Genomic DNA, 16,156 nt, shown 5'->3' on the forward strand with positions numbered 1-16,156 from the left:
GCTTAGTAACCTTTAAAGCGCATGGTGGAAGGGTCATCTGTCTGTAAGTAGATGGCCTGAAATTGTGTCTCACCCGTGTCGAGTTGGGTCTGCTTTATAAATGCGTAGTTTTTATCAAATTCACTCAGTTTATCAATACTTTGTTGGCTGATAGTGTCTGTTGTAAGGCTTAGGACGCAGATTCTGTCTCCGCAGGCATATTTTTCACTGTATATGGTCTCCGGCAAACGGGTGAGTCTGTCCGACAGAGCCGTCTGGCGCTGTTGGCTGGTGGCATCATAGTTGTCGAGGGACTCGATGAGATCGACATAGGCTTCCAGGTCTTGATCAAATAGTTTTTTTATCTGCTCACCATCAACGACCCCCTGCGCGTCAATGATTTGAGCCACAAGCTGCTTGGCCGAGGTCCGCTTGTCGTCCTCTATCTCATTCGATTCGGGTGTATCTGTATCGACCTTATTGCCGCCGCCGGTGTCACTCATAAGGCTTACTGTTTCTACCTTGCTGCTTGTTTGAGTCTGGGCGATGGGGATCTTTGGCTCATCTCTTGGCTGAGCATGGTTTGCCTCTAGCATCAAATAGGCTATGGCCGAGGCGGATAATAATATGAGTAGGGGAAGTTTTAGGGATTTCATTTCCAGCATCCTTTTGGTTGTGCTCTTCCAGATTGAGCTTTGGTCGATTAGCTTAGGCTAATTTACTGGCGAGTGTAAATGCAAGATATAAAAAAAGGATGTTCCACGTGAAACACCCTTTTTGCTTTTTTTGGTCATTTTCGATCTGTTTTTAAATTTTTCTGAAATTAAAATTTGTGGCTTATCTCTGCCAGATTTTAAAATTGAAAACGTTTAAATTTCGAAGAAAAACGGCTTACGTTTAGTCTTGTCACCATTGAGTTGATTCATCGACTCGGCATCGAACAACTTACCGTTGACCATGGTGTAACTCACCTTATCTGTGACACGGATATTCTCAAGGGGATTTCCGTCGATAACGATCAGGTCGGCAAGCTTACCTGTCTTGATCGAACCGAGTTGATGATCCATGCCGAAGGTTTCCGCCGGGTTGATGGTTGCCGTCTTCAGCACCTCCATGTTGCTCATGCCACCTTGGGCAAACATCCACATCTCCCAATGAGCGGCTAAGCCTTCACGTTGACCGTGGGCACCAATGTTGGGTTTTACACCCAGCTCGTTGAGTTCGTTGGCGACTCTGGCAACGTTGAAGTGGTTATAGTGAGCATCGGGCGCGGTAGGGCGACGCATAGAGCGGGCCTGCAGCAGATCGCTCGGCACATACTTAGACAGGCGAGGGTGCGCCCAGACATCCGTCTTATCGTACCAATAGTTCTCACCCGAGATACCACCATAGGCCACGACCAGTGTTGGCGTATAGTGAACCTCTGTCTGGCTCCAGAACTGTTTGATGTCGCTGTAGATGGCCGCGGCGGGCAGCGAATGCTCAACCGTAGTGTGGCCATCGGCGATCATGGTCAGGTTATGCTGCAGCAGGCTGCCGCCTTCCGGGACTACCATCATCTCGAGTTCTCTCGCCGCGGCAATCACCTGTTGACGCTGGTTGCGTCTTGGCTGGTTATAGCTCTTCACACTGAAGGCGCCCACCTTCTTGAGGCGCTCCAGATGGAACTTGGCGTCGTCCAGCGAGTCGATGTGCGAGGTATAGCCAGGCATGTTGGCACCATAGAGAATCGTTCCGGTAGAGAAGATTCTCGGCCCGACGATATTACCGGCCTTCTGCTGCTCTGATGCGGCGAAGATCTCTGTGGTGTCGTTTGAAGGGTCGTGAATACTGGTTACCCCAAGTGCCAGATTAGCGTAGAGCTCCCAGTTCTGCTGTGGAATGATCTCATTCTCGCCCTGAGCGCCGTGGGCGTGGGCATCGAACAGGCCTGGCATTATGCTCTTACCCTTGATGTCGATAACCTGTGCACCCTTTGGCACCTGAGTGTTGGCGTCGCCGACGGCGACGATTTTGTTATTCTCGACGATCACCACACCGTTTTCGATCACCTTGTCATCTTCCATGGTGATCACTCGGCCACCGACGAAGGCTATGGTTCCACGTGGAACATCAGCCTGCTTCTCGAAACCAATCTGAGTGATCTTAGGTTCGATGGCTACAGCCTTTTCATCACTCTGATAGTCGGCGTCGACATCCATCTGGTACAGCTCTGGGCCTAGGGTCCAGTAGAGCTGGTCGCTGTCGCCGTTCCAGCTGATGCTTTCACCGGCGCGCACGCTGAGCTGAGTCACTGGTAGATTATCGGCCTTAGGACCTATCTCTATGGTCTCGCCATGCTTGGCAAATGGGGTTACCCAGACCTTGAAACGCTCGGCGAAGGCCAGTTGCTTGCCGTCTGGAGAGACCCTGAATTCGGTGGCATGCTTGCTGGTGTAGTGCACTCGTTTCTGGAAGCCATGCAGGTTGATCGAGGCGAGTTGAGGCGTCTCGCCATGATCCATGAAGTAGACACGGTCACTCTCGGCACCAAACTGTGGCTGATAGCCATCTGGGGTGATCTTACGGTTTTCCTTACCCTTGATGTCAACCACATAGAGGCCGGGTTCCTGTGACCAGGTGCGTGGCGTGATATAGCCGCCCTTGATCTTACGATAAACCACGAGCTCGCCATCGGGCGAGAAGGTGGGTTCTACATATTTGCCCGGCTCCTGGGTCAGGGTCTTGCTGCGACCACCTCTGGCGTTGATGACACGAACACTACCTTGCTTGTCGTCGTCCCAGGTAGTGAAGACGATCTTCTTACCGTCGCGAGACCACTGAGGATAGAGTTCTCTGACCTGGTCGTCCAAGTCCGTCAGGCGGCTAACCTTACCCTCGGGTAGATGCTTAACCCAGAGTTTGCCCAGGGCTTCATATACCACCTTGTCGCCGTCCGGTGATACCTGCGCCATGCGCAGCATCTTTACGTCGAAGCTGTCTTGGTCGATATTCTGTTTGAAGCGCACCGATGGCTGTACCGCCAGTTCGGTTTTCACCTTGAAGGGGATCTCTTTGACAGACTTGCTCTCGACGTCCAGGCGATTGATCTTACCACCCGCCCAGAAGACTAACTCCTGGTTGTTGGCCGTCCAGCTCATGGTTGGGTAGACACCATGGATGGCCCAGGTTTCCTGCATGTCACGATCTAGCTTGTCGTAGAGCTTGGTCTTCTTGCCAGACTTTAGATCCAATAGGTAGAGGGTAGATTGGAAACCATCACGCTTGATGTAGGCGAGTTTAGTGCCATCCGGGCTCGGGGTTGGGCGAATTGCGCCGCCAGTGCCTTCGATCAATACCTCTATGTCACCGGTCTGGGTGTCATAGCGTTTGATCTTATAGATGCCTTTAACCGAGTCCTTGGAGTAATGGAAGGTCTTACCCGGGGTGGCATCTTGGCTGAAGTAGACGTAGCGGCCATCTGGTGAATAGGCAGGTTCCCCCAGGTCTTTCTGCTCGTTGGGGCGCTCTGTCAGCTTAACGCCTGTACCGCCGGCAACGTGATATAGCCAGACTTCGCCGGCTCCCAGGCTGCGGCTGCCGGTAAAGTGTTTACGGCCTATGAGATATTGTGAATCTGGACTCCAAGCCGGGCTGTTGAGCAGGCGGAAGGTTTCCTTAGTGACAGGGCGGGGATCTGTGCCGTCGGCGTTCATCACCCAAATATTGTCGCCGCCATCTTCATCTGAGGTGAAGGCGATGTACTTGCCATTGGGGCTATAGACGGGTTGCATCTGCCAGGCGATACCTTGGGCCAGTGGCTTAGCTTCGCCGCCTTCGATGGGCATCTGATAGATATCACCCAGCAGGTCGAACACTATCTGTTTGCCGTCTGGGCTGACGCTGACGTTCATCCAGGTGCCTTCGGTGACATCTATCTTCACCTGTTCCAGCGGTGCCTTGGCCGGTGCATTAACCTGCCAGGCCGGAGGCACATCTTTGTCTGCTGCCCAGCTGGGCAGGGCAAGTGTGAGGGCTATTGCCGTGCATAGGGGCGTTAATTTTTGTTTTAGCATAGGAGTTCCCAGTTTCATTATTATCCTTGGTTGGGCGCCTTATGGTGGCTAAGGAAAGCTAGTTGTATACAATCAGCACTAGTTATCGCATAAATTCGATAACAGTAAAACCTAAATTCTGTGACATTTGGTGAATGGTGGGGATAGCCTGGATGGCTTAAATTGGGCTTAAGTTATATAGGCCGAATGCCTTGATGAATATATCAAGGGATGGCTAAGTCGGTATTACCTAGCTGCTTAAGTTGTGTAATCGGGAGTGAAACCTAGTTGAAAGCATAAAGGCAGCCTAGATGGCTGCCTGTGGAGGAGATAAAGCTGGGTTAATCGGCTAACTGTACGCTATCGCCAATGCAGATCTCGGCATCGTTGAGTACGCGACAAGTGACGCCGCCGCGCCAGTCTGGTCGCAGGGCCGCCTCGAGTCCTGCATAGGCCATCTCCATCTTCTTGCAGGGATCGGTTTCACCTGTGATCTCCAGTTGTAAGGCGCCTATGTGAATCACCTTGCCGAGATCTTTTTCGCTGAAGCTGATGCCATCTATGAGTAAGTTGGCTCTGCGGGTGGTCCAGGGAAGTTCGGTATCGAGTGCCTCGCAGGCGGCGAGCCATTGCTGCGCCGACAGTAGGGTGACCTGACGTTTACCTGGCTTTCCAAATACATCTTGTGCAACCCCTGTGCTGGTGGTGACGAGCGCCGCCGAGGTTTCCAGCATGGGTCCACCTTTGACTACCTTGTAGCTAATGCCTTGTAAACTTGCCATTTCTATCAATCCTTTTGAATGCCGAATCTCAGTGTAAACCGTGACTCGAACCGCTGGCAAGGGGAATCGGCTGGGGGCCGGATGAGCTCGAAGGAGCTGGGGAAGGCGCGGGTCGATTAAGACAGAAGAGCATGAGCGACTGCCTTAATCGGTGGAGGTCTAGTTGAATTAGAGGCCCTTCTTGATCAGATATTGATAAGGCGTTGACTCGGTCTGGCTGGCGATCAGGGTGTGATCCATAAACTCGCAGAAGCTGGGAATGTCACGTGTGGTCGCTGGGTCGTCGGCGATGATTAGTAGGGTCTCTCCCTCGTTCATCTTGCGCACCGACTTTCTCACCATCATCACAGGCTCGGGACAACGTAGTCCCAGGGCGTCGAGTTGGTGTTGTGCTTGTGCAAAAGGGTCGCTCATATCGTAAACCTTAATTGAAGTGAGACCGGATAAGATCGAGGGGGCTAATATTACGCTAGCCGGGCTTTTAAGCCAAGTCGCTCCCCCTGGATTTGTGATCCTATAAAGGACGTTTCACGTGAAACACCCTGGATTATACCAGAGAGGCGAAACGCGCCTGAGTAACATCTTGCAGAGCCGTTGGGGTGAGTTCGATATCCAGGCCGCGGCGTCCACCACTGACATAGATCTGCGCTAGCTGCTGGGCGCTCTCGTCGATAAAGGTGGCAAGTCGTTTCTTCTGTCCAATAGGGCTAACGCCACCTAACACATATCCTGTGCTGCGCTGCACCTTTTCCGGCGCGGCCATGGCAGCCTTCTTGGCTTTCGCCGCCTTCGCCAATTGTTTCAGGTTGAGCTTCTTGTCTACGGGGATGATGGCGACCACCAGGGTGCCAGTATCGAGTTCGGCGACCAGGGTCTTAAAGACCCATTCCAGTGGAAGCTGAAGTTTCTCTGCCGCCTCTAGTCCATAGGCGCCGGCATTGACGTCGTGTTGATATTCATGGAGACGATAGGGGATCTTGGCCTTATCGAGCATCTTAGTTGCGGGTGTCATGATTCTCTCTTTCTAAGGATTTACGCATCACGCTGACCAATAGGTCTGAGTAGGGAAGTGTAGCGACAAGCTGCCAGCCTAGGCTGTGATAGAGGGCGAGGTTTTTGGCTTCCGTTTGCAGATAGAGGCCGTCTGCATCGAAGGCTAAGGCATATTGTTCGGCAACGGCGATTAACGCTTTAGCTATGCCCAGACCTCGATGAGAGGGGCTTACAAAGATGCCGCCGAGCCAGACGCTATCGGCAGGATATTGAGGGTTTTCCTGATACCTGAGCTGGATAGCGCCGACGGGAACATTGTTATGCAGGGCTAGCCAGAGTTGGGGAATGCCCGCCAATTGCAGATATTGGCTCAGGGTGTGGGTCAACTCGGCTTGGGTTCGATTCGGCCCCAGGTGACCCCATTCTCCATGATACCAGGTGGCCACTTGGCCTATGGCCTCTGGCTTGTCTATCAACCGAATAATGTCCATATGCCTCCATCTTAAATCAAGCGCCTGATGTTGATATTACAGCAGTGGTTAGGAAGTTAAAGCCAGAAACTATCTTATACCAATCGTAGTAAATAGCTGTTCATTCTAGCTTGTTAAAATGCGCGATAACGGCGTTAGTGTTTTTGATTGTAGAATAACTACTTATCTAAAAATCCTGCCTTGTTCTCACGCGTTTTCCCAGCGCTATTTCTGACCATCTACTTACTGTGATTGGTATTAGTCGCTTGAGGCGTATAAGGCCTGCTGAGGAAAGTGTGGTCTTGGTGTTTCACGTGAAACAAAAAAGGAGCGACTGGGTCGCTCCTTTACTTAGGCAAAACGGTAATGGACGCGTTAGGCGCGTTCGAATACGGTTGCTATGCCTTGGCCCAGACCGATACACATGGTCGCCAGACCTAGGGTCGCATCTTTGCTTTCCATCAGGTTGATCAGCGTGGTCGAGATACGCGCGCCCGAGCAGCCCAGTGGATGCCCCAGGGCGATAGCGCCACCGTTGAGGTTCACCTTCTCATCCACCAGATCCATTAGACCAAGATCTTTCACACATGGCAGTGACTGCGCGGCGAAGGCCTCGTTGAGTTCGATAAGGTCTATGTCGTTCATGGTGAGGCCGGCGCGTTGCAACGCCTTCTGGGTGGCCGGTACCGGACCATAGCCCATGATGGCGGCGTCACAACCAGCAACCGCCATAGAACGGATACGAGCGCGGATAGGCAGACCCAAGGCCTTGGCTTTCTCTTCTTCCATGACCAACATGGCCGAGGCGCCGTCAGACAATGCCGAAGAGGTACCCGCGGTGACAGTACCGTTGGCTGGGTCGAATACCGGACGCAGGGTCGCCAGCGATTCCAGAGAGGTCTCGGGACGAATCACCTCGTCATGCATTACCTTTATCAGTGCGCCGTTGGCATCATGACCCTCGATAGCATGGATCTCGTTGGCAAAGCGGCCTTCGACCGTTGCCGCGTGGGCACGTTGGTGTGAACGTACCGCAAACTCATCTTGCTGTTGGCGTGTGATGCCGTGCATCTTACCAAGCATCTCGGCGGTGAGGCCCATCATGCCCGAGGCCTTAGCGACATTGGTAGCCAGGCCTGGGTGGAAGTCGACCCCATGGTTCATCGGCACGTGGCCCATGTGTTCGACACCGCCGACGATAAAGGTATCGCCCATCCCTGTCATGATGGCGCGAGCGGCCTGATGAATGGCTTCCATGGAAGACCCACACAGACGGTTTACCGTCACCGCCCCGGCCTGTTTCGGAATGCCGGCTAGTAGCGCCGCGTTACGTGCGATGTTGAAGCCCTGTTCCAGCGTCTGCTGCACACAACCCCAGATTACGTCTTCAATAGTATTAGGATCGAGTTGAGGATTGCGAACCAAGAGGGCCTTCATCAGCTCGGCAGAGAGCGACTCGGCGCGCACGTTTCTGAATACCCCAGCCTTAGAGCGGCCCATGGGAGTACGGATGCAATCTACAATAACTGCTTGTTTCATTATTCTATTCCTTCCGGGTGATTAGGCTGGGTAGTAACTGCCGTTGGTGGCAGCCAGTTCACGCATCTTCTCGGTTACCTGATACAGGCCACCCAGGTGGGCGTACTGGTCGGCAAGGGCGACGAAGTTAGCGACACCTAAGGTGTCCAGGTAGCGGAACACACCTCCTCTGAATGGAGGGAAACCGAGTCCATAAACGAGTCCCATATCGGCTTCGGCCGGCGTGGCTATGATGCCTTCTTCCAGACAACGAACCGTCTCGATGATCATAGGGATCATGGTGCGGGCGATGATCTCGTCGCTGCTGAACTCCTTCTGCTCACCGAAGGCGTTGCCCAGTAACTCATAGCTGAGCGGGTCAACCTCTTTCTTCGGCTTGCCGCGACGATCCACCGAATATTGGTAGAAGCCTTTGCCATTCTTCTGACCGAAGCGATCGGCTTCGAACATGACGTCGATGGCGTCTTTGCCTTCTTTCGCCATTCTGTCAGGGAAGCCTTCGGCCATAACGGCCTGGGCGTGATGACCTGTGTCCAGACCAACTACGTCTAGTAGGTAGGCGGGGCCCATAGGCCAACCGAACTGCTTCTCCATCACCTTGTCGATGGCAGCAAAGTCGGCGCCATCTTCTAGCAGGCCGCTGAAACCGGCGAAGTAGGGGAAGAGTACACGGTTAACGAAGAAGCCCGGGCAGTCGTTGACCACGATAGGCGTCTTGCCCATCTTGGCGGCATAAGCCACGACAGAGGCAACTGTCTCTTCAGAGCTATGCTCGCCGCGAATGACCTCAACCAGTGGCATCTTGTGTACCGGGTTGAAGAAGTGCATGCCGCAGAAGCGCTCTGGTTTCTGCAGGCTCTTGGCCAGCAGATTGATTGAGATGGTCGAGGTGTTAGAGGTGATGATGGCATCTTCGCCCACGACCTGCTCGACTTCAGCCAGTACGGTCGCCTTCACCTTAGGATGTTCCACCACGGCTTCGACCACGACATCGGCTTGCTTAAGCGCGTTGTAGTCCAGGGTTGCCGTGATGTTGTTGAGTACGCCTGCCATCTTGGCCGGTGTCGAGCGACCACGATTGATCTGCGCCGTGAGCAGCTTGGCTGCCTCGTTGAGACCAAGATCCAGTGCCGCCTGATTGATATCTTTCATCACGATAGGCGTGCCCTTGCTGGCGCTCTGGTAGGCGATACCGCCACCCATGATGCCTGCGCCCAGCACGGCGGCGGAGTTAACCGCCTGTGCCTGTTTGGCTGCCTTCTTGGCCTTGCCTTTAACTAGTTGGTCGTTAAGGAAGATACCGATAAGTGCCTTGGCCACGTCTGTCTTGGCCAGCTTGATGAAGGCCTGATGTTCTACCTGTAGTGCCTCGGCGCGCTCGCAGGTAGCCGCCTTTTCGATAACATCCACAGCCGCCATAGGCGCAGGATAGTGTTTACCGGCAACCTTGAATACCATGCCCTTGGCGGTGGCAAATGACATCATGGCTTCCAACTTAGGCAGGGTCAGCGGCGACAGCTTGCGCTGACGACGGGCTTGCCAGTCAATCTTCTCGCTGATGGCATCTTGCAGCATCTGGCGCGCCGCCGTTTCCAGCAATTCTGGAGCAACTACGGCGTCGATGGCACCAACCTTGAGGGCAGCTTCCGGGCGCTGATCTTTACCTGTGGTGATCCACTCAAGTGCGTTGTCGGCACCTATCACGCGAGGTAGTCGCACGGTACCACCAAAGCCTGGAATGATGCCAAGCTTAGTCTCTGGCAGGCCGATACGCGCCGAGGTGTCGGCGATACGTAAGTCAGTGGCTAGGATGGTTTCGCAGCCGCCGCCCAGGGCGAAGCCCTTGATGGCTGAGATGGTTGGGAAGGGCAGATCTTCGAGCTTGTTAAACACCTTGTTGGCATCTTCCAGCCAGCCCTGCAGCACGCTGTCGTCTTGTGCAAAAAGTCCCAGAAATTCTGTGATATCGGCGCCTACGATAAAGGCATCTTTGCCCGAGGTGAGCATCAGGCCCTTAACCCCTTGGGTTTGTGCTAGGGCATCGAGTGCGTCGTTAAGGGAGTTGAGGGTCTCTCGATCAAACTTATTGACTGAGCCCTCGGCGTTAAAACAGAGCCGAGCGATATTGTCTTCAAGTAATTCCACTTGAATCGTAGGACTTTGGTAGATCATTGCTTGCTTCCTTATTGCTTAAAGAGCGCCACCCACTATTAGAATCTTATAGCGTAGGTAAAAATCTCTATCTTACAGCAGGCCATCATTTGACCAGTTGCTGCTCAGTGTGCGTCTAAATCAGATAAATTTCAACACCCAATTTAAACACTTGTTTAATTTTGTTCGATTAGGGGGATTTTTGCCCTTATGTTAGACTCACTAGATCATAGTCGCTGTGCTAAAAATAGGGCCTTGGAATCGCGCATTTCAGCCAAAAGAATGGGGTGCAACCTAGGGCCACAGAAGAATAACAGGAAGCTTATTATGGAAAACTTAGCCACCCTCTATCCCGCCCACATTATTGAACTGAACCGGCGCGTCGCCGAGATCACCGCAAGAGAGCAGTTGGCCGGCTTAGTGATTCATTCGGGTCAGCCCCATCGTCAGTTTCTCGATGATCTGGATTACCCCTTTAAGGTCAATCCGCACTTCAAGGCCTGGCTTCCGGTTATCGATAATCCCCACTGCTGGCTGATCGTCAACGGTCGGGATAAGCCGCAACTCATCTTCTATCGTCCTGTGGATTTTTGGCATAAGGTCGCCGATCTACCAGAGGATTTTTGGACGACCGAGATAGAGATCAAGGTGCTGACCAAGGCCGACAAGGTGGCGGATCTGCTGCCGGGTAATTTGCAGGAGTGGGCCTATATTGGCGAGCATCTGGATGTCGCCGACGTGCTGGGCTTTGGTAGCCGTAACCCTGAGGCGGTGATGAGCTACCTGCATTATCACAGAGCCAGCAAGACAGCCTATGAGTTGGCCTGCATGCGCCGGGCGAGTGAGATAGGCGTGCGTGGTCATGTGGCGGCCAAGAGCGCCTTCTATGCGGGCGCGAGCGAGTTTGAGATCCAGCAAGCCTACCTGGCCGCGACCGATATGGGCGAGAACGATGTGCCCTATGGCAACATCATCGCGTTGAATCAAAACGCCTCAATCTTGCACTACACGGCGCTGGAGCATGTGTCGCCCAAGCAGCGACTCTCCTTCCTTATCGATGCCGGTGGTAGCTTCCATGGCTATGCCTCGGACATCACCCGTACCTACGCCTTCGAAAAGAACCTGTTCGGCGACCTGATTGCCGCCATGGACAAGCTACAGCTGGCCATCATAGAGATGATGCGTCCGGGCGTGAAATATGTGGATCTGCATCTGGCAACACACCAGAAGCTGGCGCAGCTGCTGCTGGACTTCAAGCTGGTCCAAGGCGATCCACAGGGACTGATAGAGCAAGGGATCACCAGCGCCTTCTTCCCCCATGGTCTGGGGCATATGTTGGGCCTACAGGTACATGATATGGGCGGCTTCCTCCACGACGAGCGCGGCACCCACATTGCACCGCCGGAGGCGCATCCCTTCCTGCGCTGTACCCGCACCCTGGCCGCTAACCAGGTGCTGACCATAGAGCCTGGGCTTTACATCATCGACAGCCTGCTCAATGAGCTGAAACAGGATGGTCGCGCCGATTGGGTTAACTGGCAGATGGTGGATCAGGTGCGCCCCTTCGGTGGTATTCGTATCGAAGACAATGTGATCGTCCATAGCGATCATAACGAAAATATGACTCGCGATCTGGGTCTGCACGGTTAACAGGTAAGGCGTTTTTGAGCGAGAGTTATCCCATTCCGGCCAAGCCGATCACCATAGAAGAAGAGATAAAGCATAGCCGCTTTATCTCTTTTCTATTTCACTGCCCATCGGAAGATGCACTGAAGTGTGCGCTCACTAACATCAAGACGGAGTATCCGGGGGCGAATCACTATTGCTACGCCTTTATCGCCGGAGCACCGGATAATAATGTGGCCATGGGCAGTAGCGATGATGGTGAGCCGTCCGGCAGCGCCGGGCGTCCCATGCTGGCCAGCCTGCAAGGCGCCGAGATAGGCGAGATAGGTGCCGTCGTGGTGCGCTATTTTGGCGGCACCAAGTTAGGGGGTGGCGGCCTGGTGCGCGCCTATAGCTCTGGCATCAAACAGGGTCTGGCGCAGCTGGAGACCGAGATAAAGCAGATTCGTTATCCGGGGCGACTGGCGTGCGACTATCATCAGCTCAAAGATGTGGAGCACTTTCTCGAGCTCTGTGAGGGGCTGATCGTCGACAAGGTGTTTACCGACAGGGTGAGCCTGAGCTTCGAGATGCCCAAGGCGACTCAGAGCCGTTTCAATCAGGAGCTTGCGACCCTGAGTCAGGGACGCCTCAAGGCTGAGTTTTCTGACTGATGCCCAAGGGGAAGCGAGAGCGGGCTAACATGTTTGCAAAGGGCTTTTTGCCTTGGGTCACAAAGCGCCAATAAATTTTATACAACTGCCTGGATAAACTATGCGAGAATGCGCCAGTGCGTCTTCGCAAACGGAATAATAAAAACGCCCTAATGCAATATAGAACCATTATAAGAATTACAGGCCTACTCATGGGGCTGTTTTCTTTGTCGCTTCTGCCGCCAGCGCTGGTTGCCGTGATCTACAAAGATGGCGGGGGCACCGCCTTTCTGCAGGCCTTCTTCCTCAGCTTGTTACTCGGCTTCGTGCTCTGGTATCCCAACAGGCGCCACAAGAAGGACCTGCGCACCCGCGAGGGCTTCATGCTGGTGGTGCTCTTCTGGGGTGTGCTGGGCTCCATAGGTGCCGTGCCTTTTATTTTCTCCAGTCAGCCGGACCTCTCTCTCACCGACAGTTTCTTCGAGTCCTTCTCGGCGCTCACCACCACAGGGGCGACCGTGCTGGTGGGGCTCGATAGCCTGCCCAAGGCGATCCTCTTCTATCGCCACCTATTGCAGTGGCTCGGCGGTATGGGAATCATCGTCCTGGCTGTGGCCATCTTGCCTGTTCTCGGGATCGGGGGGATGCAGCTCTACCGGGCGGAGATCCCTGGGCCGGTGAAAGACAGTAAGATGACGCCGCGAATCGCCGAGACGGCCAAGGCGCTCTGGTATATCTATCTGGCGCTGACCATCGCCTGTGCCTTCGCCTACTGGGTTGCCGGCATGGATGTGTTCGACGCCATCTGTCACTCTTTCTCAACCATTGCCATCGGCGGCTTCTCCACCCACGACGCCAGCATGGGCTACTTCGATAGCACGGCGATCAACATGGTGTGTGTGGTGTTTTTGTTGATTGCGGCGCTGAACTTCAGCCTGCACTTTGCGGCCTTTACCCGCCGCGGCATCAACCTCAAGGTCTACCTGAGAGACGCCGAGTTTAAGGCGCTTATCGTGATCCAGCTGGCGCTGACGCTGATCTGTTTTGCGACCCTGTACCATACCGGCATCTATGACAGTGCCGAGGAGACCTTTGACTTCGCCCTGTTCCAGGCCGTGTCTATCTCTACCACGGCCGGTTTCGGTACCGAAAGCTTCCACATGTGGCCGCTGTTTTTGCCTATGCTGCTGATCTTCTCCAGCTTCATCGGTGGCTGCGGTGGCTCGACTGCGGGTGGCATCAAGGTGATGCGGATGATCTTGCTGTTGCTGCAGGGCTCCCGAGAACTCAAACGCCTGGTGCACCCAAGGGGCATGTTTTCCATCCGTATCAATGGCAAGGCACTGCCGGATCGCATCATAGATGCGGTATGGGGCTTCTTCTCTGCTTACGCCCTCGTTTTTGTGGTTTGCATGTTGATCCTGATGGCGCTGGGCATGGATAATATCACTGCCTTCAGCGCCACCGCGGCCTGTTTGAATAACCTGGGGCCTGGGCTAGGTGAGGTGGCCAGTAACTATGCCAGCATTGGCGATGGCGAGAAGTGGGTGTTGGTGGTGGCCATGCTATTCGGTCGATTGGAAGTGTTTACCTTATTGGTGTTGTTTACACCGACTTTTTGGAAGAATTAATGAGTCGTACCCTAATTATCTATTCGACCGTAGACGGTCAGACGAAAGCCATCTGTGATCAGATTGCCGAGCAGTGTAAGTCGGATACCCAACTGGTGACCATGGTCAGCCTGGAAGAGGCGCAGTCGGTCAATCTCTCCTATTTTGACAAGGTCATCATAGGGGCGAGCATTCGTTACGGCAAACACAGACCCGAGCTGTTCCAGTACGTGAATCGCCACAGAGCCGTATTAAACGGCAAGAAGAACGCCTTCTTTACCGTGAACGTGGTGGCGAGAAAGCCGGAGAAGAATACGCCCGAGACTAACCCTTACATGAAGAAGTTTCTGCAGCTGTCGCTGTGGCAGCCTCAGCAGCTGGGTGTCTTTGCGGGTAAGATCGATTATCCCAAGTATCGTTTCTTCGATAAGTTCATGATCCGTTTCATCATGTGGATCACTAAGGGCCCCACAGATACCTCGGGTACCTATGAATTTACCGATTGGGATAAGGTGCAGGAGTTTGCGAAAGCCTTTAGCGAGCGTTAAAGGCTTTCATCTTCGCAGGAATTATACGCAGTAACGCTTGTAGAGAATCGAGATCACCTCGGTGACCTGCTCGTTCTTCAATGTGTAGTAGACGATCTGTGAGCTCTTGCGGGTCGCCACCAGATCTTCGGCGCGCAGTACCGCCAGGTGTTGTGACAACGCAGACTGGCTCAGAGGCACGTTTTCATTCAGCTGTGTCACGCTCAGTTCATTGTCGAGTAGCTGGCACAAGATCATCAATCTATAGGGATTGGCTATTGCCTTAAGCCACTTGGCTGCGCTCTGGGCATTGGTGACCATTGCATCTACATCAATATCTTTTTGCATACGGCAACTCTCTTGTACTCTATTAATTAGATTATTCTAATTGAATGGGGAAGTGAAAGCAATGATACTCAGCCAGCCTGGATAACTCAATGGGAGCCGACCTGTGTCCTTTTAGGATTGCTCATGATTTTGTAGTTATTTTACCCCGAGTTAAATATCCAATTGGTGGTGTATTTCACAAAAACCTTAACTAAATTGTGATCCAATTTGGGGTTTCTCTGACACTTTGCTGCAACAATGTGGCTCTCTTTTCCGATACAGATGAGTCGCTTATGGCTTCAGTACTAATTGTTTACTATTCTCGCGGTGGCCATACGGCCAAGATTGCCCAAGCGATGGCGGCGCACTTGGACGCTCAAGGGCATAGTTGCGACGCCCTGCGTATTGGCGAGTTTGAGCATATCGATTGGGAAAAATACGACTATGTTGCCGTGGGCGCCTGCGTACTCTATGGCAGCTACCATAAGTCTGTGTTCGAATTTGTCACCCGCTACCAGGCCGAGCTGGCGGCCAAGCCTAACAGCTTCTTCAGCGTCAACGTGGTGGCCCGTAACCCCGAGAAACGGATCCCCGAGAACAACAAGTATCTGCAGAAGTTTATCGAGCTCTCTCCCTGGAAGCCGAATGACGTTAAGGTGATTGCCGGCAAGGTGGACTACCCCTCCTGGCGTTGGTATGACAGGTGGATGATCCAGCTAATCATGAAGATCACCGATGGCCCAACCGATCCTAAGGCGGTGATCGATTACACCGACTGGGAAGACGTTAAGCTATATGCCGAGCACTTGCTGACCCTCAAGGATTAGCCTCAACTCTCTATTCATCGCGCCCTGGCAACAGCCCTTGCCTCGGCGCGATCTTGCTTGTCACCTGGTCTGACCTCTGGTAGCCTTTGCCCTTCATTTAAGGGAGCCGGGTGAGATGAACCTCTATTTTCGTTTGTTTTGGTTGATGTTTTGGCGGGTACGCCATTGTCGTCGTATCGATTTTCTGGGCACGAGTACCATCAGCTATCGTGCCTTGCCGCTGGATTGCGACATTAACCTGCACCTGACTAACTCCCGCTATCCCGCCCTGATGGATCTGGCCCGTACCTACATGTTGGCCGAGATGGGGCTGCTGAAACGCTTCTTGAAACTCAAGTGGTTGCCTATCGTCAACGCCGCCGAGTTCACCTATATTCGCGACATCAAACCCCTGTGTAAATTCGACATTCAGAGTCGAGTGGTGGGTTGGGACGAGAAATACTTCTATGTCGAGCAGCGCTTCGTCAGCGGCGACACCCTTCACTGTATCGTGCATGTGCGCGGCGTGTTCGTGAATAACCGCAAGCAGGTACCGATTAAGGAGATGCTCAAGGAGGCGGGCTTCGAAGGCCCCGAACCTTGCCTACCGCCGGAAATCGAGAAGTGGAAAGCCTTCCTCACGCTGAAGAAAGAGCGCAACCTGCCAGCTTAACTCCTTT

General features: G+C 53.5%; 15 protein-coding genes. 6 read left to right on the forward strand and 9 right to left on the reverse strand.

Annotated features, from left to right (window positions below; all coding sequences use genetic code 11):
* Positions 1-2: 2 nt before the first annotated feature.
* From K0H80_RS00055 to fadB, 8 genes are all read right to left on the reverse strand, one after another.
* Complete coding sequence (locus tag K0H80_RS00055) at positions 3-635, reverse strand: hypothetical protein (protein ID WP_220072706.1); 633 nt, start codon at positions 633-635, stop codon at positions 3-5.
* Positions 636-848: 213 nt separating this feature from the next.
* Positions 849-4,034 (reverse strand): amidohydrolase family protein, encoded by a 3,186-nt coding sequence (locus K0H80_RS00060; protein WP_220073879.1) that lies wholly within the window; start codon positions 4,032-4,034, stop codon positions 849-851.
* Between the two features lie 320 nt (positions 4,035-4,354).
* Positions 4,355-4,795, reverse strand: a complete 441-nt coding sequence (locus K0H80_RS00065; RefSeq protein WP_220072707.1) for an MOSC domain-containing protein — start codon at positions 4,793-4,795, stop codon at positions 4,355-4,357.
* A 168-nt stretch (positions 4,796-4,963) separates the two neighbouring features.
* A complete protein-coding gene (gene tusA / locus K0H80_RS00070; RefSeq protein WP_011863825.1) occupies positions 4,964-5,209 on the reverse strand; it encodes a sulfurtransferase TusA in 246 nt (81 codons plus the stop codon).
* Positions 5,210-5,342: 133 nt separating this feature from the next.
* Positions 5,343-5,807, reverse strand: coding sequence for a Cys-tRNA(Pro) deacylase (ybaK, locus tag K0H80_RS00075; protein WP_220072708.1), 465 nt, complete (start codon positions 5,805-5,807; stop codon positions 5,343-5,345).
* Positions 5,791-6,279, reverse strand: coding sequence for a GNAT family N-acetyltransferase (locus tag K0H80_RS00080; RefSeq protein ID WP_220072709.1), 489 nt, complete (start codon positions 6,277-6,279; stop codon positions 5,791-5,793). The genes ybaK and K0H80_RS00080 overlap by 17 nt, the downstream gene beginning before the upstream one ends.
* Positions 6,280-6,633: 354 nt before the next feature.
* A complete protein-coding gene (fadA, locus tag K0H80_RS00085; protein WP_144202293.1) occupies positions 6,634-7,797 on the reverse strand; it encodes an acetyl-CoA C-acyltransferase FadA in 1,164 nt (387 codons plus the stop codon).
* Positions 7,798-7,818: 21 nt separating this feature from the next.
* Positions 7,819-9,969 (reverse strand): fatty acid oxidation complex subunit alpha FadB, encoded by a 2,151-nt coding sequence (fadB, locus tag K0H80_RS00090; RefSeq protein ID WP_220072710.1) that lies wholly within the window; start codon positions 9,967-9,969, stop codon positions 7,819-7,821.
* A 306-nt stretch (positions 9,970-10,275) separates the two neighbouring features.
* On the opposite strand from fadB, the gene pepQ reads away from it, so the two are divergent.
* The 4 genes from pepQ (at position 10,276) to hemG (K0H80_RS00110) (ending at position 14,364) form a co-directional block, all read left to right on the forward strand.
* Entirely contained in the window at positions 10,276-11,598 is a 1,323-nt protein-coding gene (pepQ, locus tag K0H80_RS00095; RefSeq protein ID WP_220072711.1) for a Xaa-Pro dipeptidase, read from the forward strand.
* A gap of 14 nt (positions 11,599-11,612) precedes the next feature.
* The gene (locus tag K0H80_RS00100; RefSeq protein WP_220072712.1) at positions 11,613-12,227 is read left to right on the forward strand and encodes a YigZ family protein; all 615 of its coding nucleotides are present in this window, start codon (positions 11,613-11,615) and stop codon (positions 12,225-12,227) included.
* Positions 12,228-12,379: 152 nt separating this feature from the next.
* Positions 12,380-13,837, forward strand: a complete 1,458-nt coding sequence (locus K0H80_RS00105) for a TrkH family potassium uptake protein (RefSeq protein WP_011863832.1) — start codon at positions 12,380-12,382, stop codon at positions 13,835-13,837.
* Positions 13,837-14,364, forward strand: coding sequence for a menaquinone-dependent protoporphyrinogen IX dehydrogenase (hemG, locus tag K0H80_RS00110; protein WP_144202301.1), 528 nt, complete (start codon positions 13,837-13,839; stop codon positions 14,362-14,364). Before K0H80_RS00105 ends, hemG (K0H80_RS00110) begins: the two co-directional genes overlap by 1 nt.
* Positions 14,365-14,385: 21 nt before the next feature.
* On the opposite strand, the gene K0H80_RS00115 is transcribed toward hemG (K0H80_RS00110), so the two are convergent.
* Positions 14,386-14,691, reverse strand: coding sequence for an ArsR/SmtB family transcription factor (locus K0H80_RS00115; RefSeq protein ID WP_011863834.1), 306 nt, complete (start codon positions 14,689-14,691; stop codon positions 14,386-14,388).
* 272 nt (positions 14,692-14,963) lie between these two features.
* Here K0H80_RS00115 and hemG (K0H80_RS00120) point away from each other — a divergent pair, with 272 nt between their 5' ends.
* Both hemG (K0H80_RS00120) and K0H80_RS00125 read left to right on the forward strand, forming a co-directional pair.
* Positions 14,964-15,497 carry a menaquinone-dependent protoporphyrinogen IX dehydrogenase gene (gene hemG, locus K0H80_RS00120; protein WP_220072713.1) on the forward strand — a complete coding sequence of 178 codons (534 nt, stop codon included), beginning with the start codon at positions 14,964-14,966 and terminating at the stop codon, positions 15,495-15,497.
* 115 nt (positions 15,498-15,612) lie between these two features.
* Positions 15,613-16,149, forward strand: a complete 537-nt coding sequence (locus K0H80_RS00125) for a thioesterase family protein (RefSeq protein ID WP_144202305.1) — start codon at positions 15,613-15,615, stop codon at positions 16,147-16,149.
* The last annotated feature ends 7 nt before the right edge of the window (positions 16,150-16,156 follow it).

Origin of the sequence: Shewanella aegiceratis (assembly GCF_019457495.1) — a bacterium.
In the GTDB taxonomy this organism is placed as follows: Bacteria; Pseudomonadota; Gammaproteobacteria; order Enterobacterales; family Shewanellaceae; genus Shewanella; species Shewanella loihica.

What these genes read in the sequence shown, in the direction of transcription:
- hemG (WP_220072713.1), top strand. Translation starts at nt 14,964, where the DNA reads ATGGCTTCAGTACTAATTGTTTACTATTCTCGCGGTGGCCATACGGCC.
- tusA (WP_011863825.1), bottom strand. Translation starts at nt 5,209, where the DNA reads ATGAGCGACCCTTTTGCACAAGCACAACACCAACTCGACGCCCTGGGA.
- K0H80_RS00125 (WP_144202305.1), top strand. Translation starts at nt 15,613, where the DNA reads ATGAACCTCTATTTTCGTTTGTTTTGGTTGATGTTTTGGCGGGTACGC.
- ybaK (WP_220072708.1), bottom strand. Translation starts at nt 5,807, where the DNA reads ATGACACCCGCAACTAAGATGCTCGATAAGGCCAAGATCCCCTATCGT.
- fadB (WP_220072710.1), bottom strand. Translation starts at nt 9,969, where the DNA reads ATGATCTACCAAAGTCCTACGATTCAAGTGGAATTACTTGAAGACAAT.
- hemG (WP_144202301.1), top strand. Translation starts at nt 13,837, where the DNA reads ATGAGTCGTACCCTAATTATCTATTCGACCGTAGACGGTCAGACGAAA.
- K0H80_RS00065 (WP_220072707.1), bottom strand. Translation starts at nt 4,795, where the DNA reads ATGGCAAGTTTACAAGGCATTAGCTACAAGGTAGTCAAAGGTGGACCC.
- fadA (WP_144202293.1), bottom strand. Translation starts at nt 7,797, where the DNA reads ATGAAACAAGCAGTTATTGTAGATTGCATCCGTACTCCCATGGGCCGC.
- K0H80_RS00105 (WP_011863832.1), top strand. Translation starts at nt 12,380, where the DNA reads ATGCAATATAGAACCATTATAAGAATTACAGGCCTACTCATGGGGCTG.
- K0H80_RS00055 (WP_220072706.1), bottom strand. Translation starts at nt 635, where the DNA reads ATGAAATCCCTAAAACTTCCCCTACTCATATTATTATCCGCCTCGGCC.
- K0H80_RS00060 (WP_220073879.1), bottom strand. Translation starts at nt 4,034, where the DNA reads ATGCTAAAACAAAAATTAACGCCCCTATGCACGGCAATAGCCCTCACA.
- K0H80_RS00115 (WP_011863834.1), bottom strand. Translation starts at nt 14,691, where the DNA reads ATGCAAAAAGATATTGATGTAGATGCAATGGTCACCAATGCCCAGAGC.
- K0H80_RS00080 (WP_220072709.1), bottom strand. Translation starts at nt 6,279, where the DNA reads ATGGACATTATTCGGTTGATAGACAAGCCAGAGGCCATAGGCCAAGTG.
- pepQ (WP_220072711.1), top strand. Translation starts at nt 10,276, where the DNA reads ATGGAAAACTTAGCCACCCTCTATCCCGCCCACATTATTGAACTGAAC.